A 2,633-nucleotide genomic window follows, 5' to 3' on the forward strand; every position below is an offset into this window, starting at 1 on the left:
TGCCGCTGTTCGACGGGATCGCGGTGACGGGCAGCGCGGACGAGCGCGCGCTCGTCGAGGCGGTGTGTGAACACGCGGGGCCGCGCGCGGTGCCGCTCGCCGGTGTGCTGGCGCTCGGCGAACTCGGCGCGCTGATCGAGACGGCCGACCTGCTGCTGTCGAACAACAGCGGCCCCGTGCATCTCGCGGCCGCGCTCGGCACGCCGGTCGTCGACCTGTACGCACTGACCAACCCGCAGCACACGCCGTGGCGTGTACCGCATCGCGCGTTGAACGTCGATGTGCCGTGCCGCAACTGCTATCGCAGCGTATGCAACCAGCCGGGGCATCCGTGCCTGCTCGGCGTGAGCGTCGACGACGTCGTCGCGGCGACGCACGCGCTGCTGCGCGGCAACGAGCGCGATGCGCAACGCGCGGCCGCGCGGGCCGCCGTACGCGGCGTGGAGCCGGTCGCCGCGAATGCATCGAACGTGATTCCCTTCGCGCACGTCATCACCAGGAGCTGACGTATGCCCGACTCCACCTATACGCTCGGCATCAACGCCGCGTTCCACGACAGCGCCGCGTGCCTCGTGCGCGACGGTGTCGTGCTCGCCGCGGCCGAGGAGGAACGCTTCACGCACGTGAAGCACGCGAAGCGGCCGGTGCCGTTTTCGACCTGGGAGCTGCCGTATCACGCGATCGACTACTGTCTCGCGGAAGCGGACCTCGTGCTGGCCGAGGTCGACCATGTCGCGTATTCGTACGATCCGTGGCTCGAACTCGATCGGCACGGCAACACGCCCGAGCTGACGCTGCCGCTGGCGCCGTCCGCACACGCGCCGCGTGCCGACGGCGCATCGCCATGGCATCCGCTGTTCCTGTCGTCGATCGTGAACGCGCCGCGTCAGCTCGCGGGCGGCGCGCCGCATCACCTGCAGCGGCGCTTTCGCGGCGTCGCGCACGACGGGCCGTTCCGCTGGCACTTCATCGAGCACCATCTCGCGCACGAGGCGAGCGCGTTTCTCGCGGCGCCGTTCGACCACTGCGCGGTGATGACGCTGGACGGGCGCGGCGAACGCGCGACGACGAGCTACGGCGTGTTCGACGGGCAGGCTTACCGGCGGCTCGGGCAGGTCAACCTGCCGCATTCGCTCGGCCTGCTGTACGAGCACGTGACGCGCTACCTCGGCTTCCTGCATTCGTCCGACGAGTACAAGGTGATGGCGCTCGCGGCGTACGGCAAGCCGGGGCTTGCCGACGAGATGCGCAAGCTGGTGAGCTACAACGGCGAAGGCCGCTACGAGGTCGTCGAAGCCGATCTCGCCGCGCGGTTCGGCGCGCCGCGCGAACGCGGCGGCCCGATCGAGCCGCATCACTGCGACATCGCGCATGCGCTGCAGGTGGTGCTCGAGGAAACGGTGTTGCAGGCGGTCGACTGGCTCGCTGCCGAGAGCGGCGAGAAGCAGCTCGCGATGGCGGGCGGCGTCGCGCTGAACTGTGTGATGAACGCGAAGATCCGCGATCGCGGGCCGTTCGACGACGTGTGGGTGCAGCCGGCCTCCGGCGACGCGGGCACCGCGCTCGGCGCCGCGTTGTGGACCGACTTCCGGATGCGCGGGATGCGCGGTGACTGGCGGATGGACCATGCGTATCTCGGACCGTCGTACAGCGACGACGCGATCGAGGCGTTCCTGAAGGAGGCGCAGCTGCCGTACCGGCGGCTGGCCGACGTCGCCGCGCAGACGGCCGCGCTGCTCGCGGCGAACCGCGTGATCGGATGGTTCCAGGGCCGCATGGAGTTCGGGCCGCGCGCGCTCGGCGCCCGCTCGATCCTCGCGTCGCCGATCGATCCGGACATGCAGCGCAAGCTGAACCGGATCAAGGATCGCGAGGACTTCCGGCCGGTCGCGCCGGTCGTGCTCGAAAACCGTGCGCATGAATGGTTCAACGGTGGCCGGCGCACGCCGCTGCGCGCGCCGTTCATGCTGTTCGCGTACGACGTCGCGCCCGGCGCGGAAGCGAAGATTCCGGCGGTGCGCCACATCGACGGCACCGCGCGCGTGCAGACCGTCGACGAAGCGCAGCATCCGCTGCTGCATGCGCTGTTGTCCGAGTTCGACGCGCTCACCGGCGTGCCGGTGCTCGTCAATACGTCGTTCAACACGCGCGGCGAGCCGATCGTCTGTTCGCCGCGCGACGCGATCGAATGCTTCTGGACCTCGCCGCTCGACGCGCTCGTGATCGGCTCGTTCCTGCTGGAGAAGCCGAGATGAACATGCGCGCCACGCAACTGCCGCCGGTCGTGTCGGTCGTCGTGCCGACCTACCGGCGGCCCGACCTGCTCGAGCGCTGCCTCGACGCGCTGTGCGCGCAGGTGTTCGATCCGACGACCTACGAGATCGTCGTCGTCGACGACGACCCGGCCGGCAGCGCGTGGCCCGCCGTCGACGCGTGCCGTGCACGCATGGCCGACATACCGGTGATCCGCTACATGACCGCGCCCGATACCCAGGGGCCGGCCGGCGCGCGCAACGTCGGCTGGCGCAGCGCGCGCGGCGCGCTGATCGCGTTCACCGACGACGACACGATTCCCGATCCGACCTGGCTGCGCTACGGCGCGGCCGCGATGCTGGCCGAGCCGTCGGCAGCGG

Annotated in this window: 3 protein-coding genes; all 3 read left to right on the forward strand. The window is 70.5% G+C overall.

What is annotated here, in order from left to right; translation table 11 throughout:
• A partial coding sequence (locus F3J14_RS34385) for a glycosyltransferase family 9 protein (RefSeq protein ID WP_247682357.1) occupies positions 1-506 on the forward strand: 506 nt, incomplete at its 5' end.
• A gap of 3 nt (positions 507-509) precedes the next feature.
• Positions 510-2,255 (forward strand): carbamoyltransferase C-terminal domain-containing protein, encoded by a 1,746-nt coding sequence (locus F3J14_RS34390; RefSeq protein ID WP_166726686.1) that lies wholly within the window; start codon positions 510-512, stop codon positions 2,253-2,255.
• On the forward strand, positions 2,252-2,633 hold a 382-nt coding region (locus tag F3J14_RS34395; protein ID WP_166726687.1), incomplete at its 3' end, for a glycosyltransferase family A protein. The genes F3J14_RS34390 and F3J14_RS34395, both read left to right, overlap by 4 nt.

The organism is Burkholderia sp. Tr-862 (assembly GCF_011753085.1).
Classification (GTDB): Bacteria; Pseudomonadota; Gammaproteobacteria; order Burkholderiales; family Burkholderiaceae; genus Burkholderia; species Burkholderia ambifaria.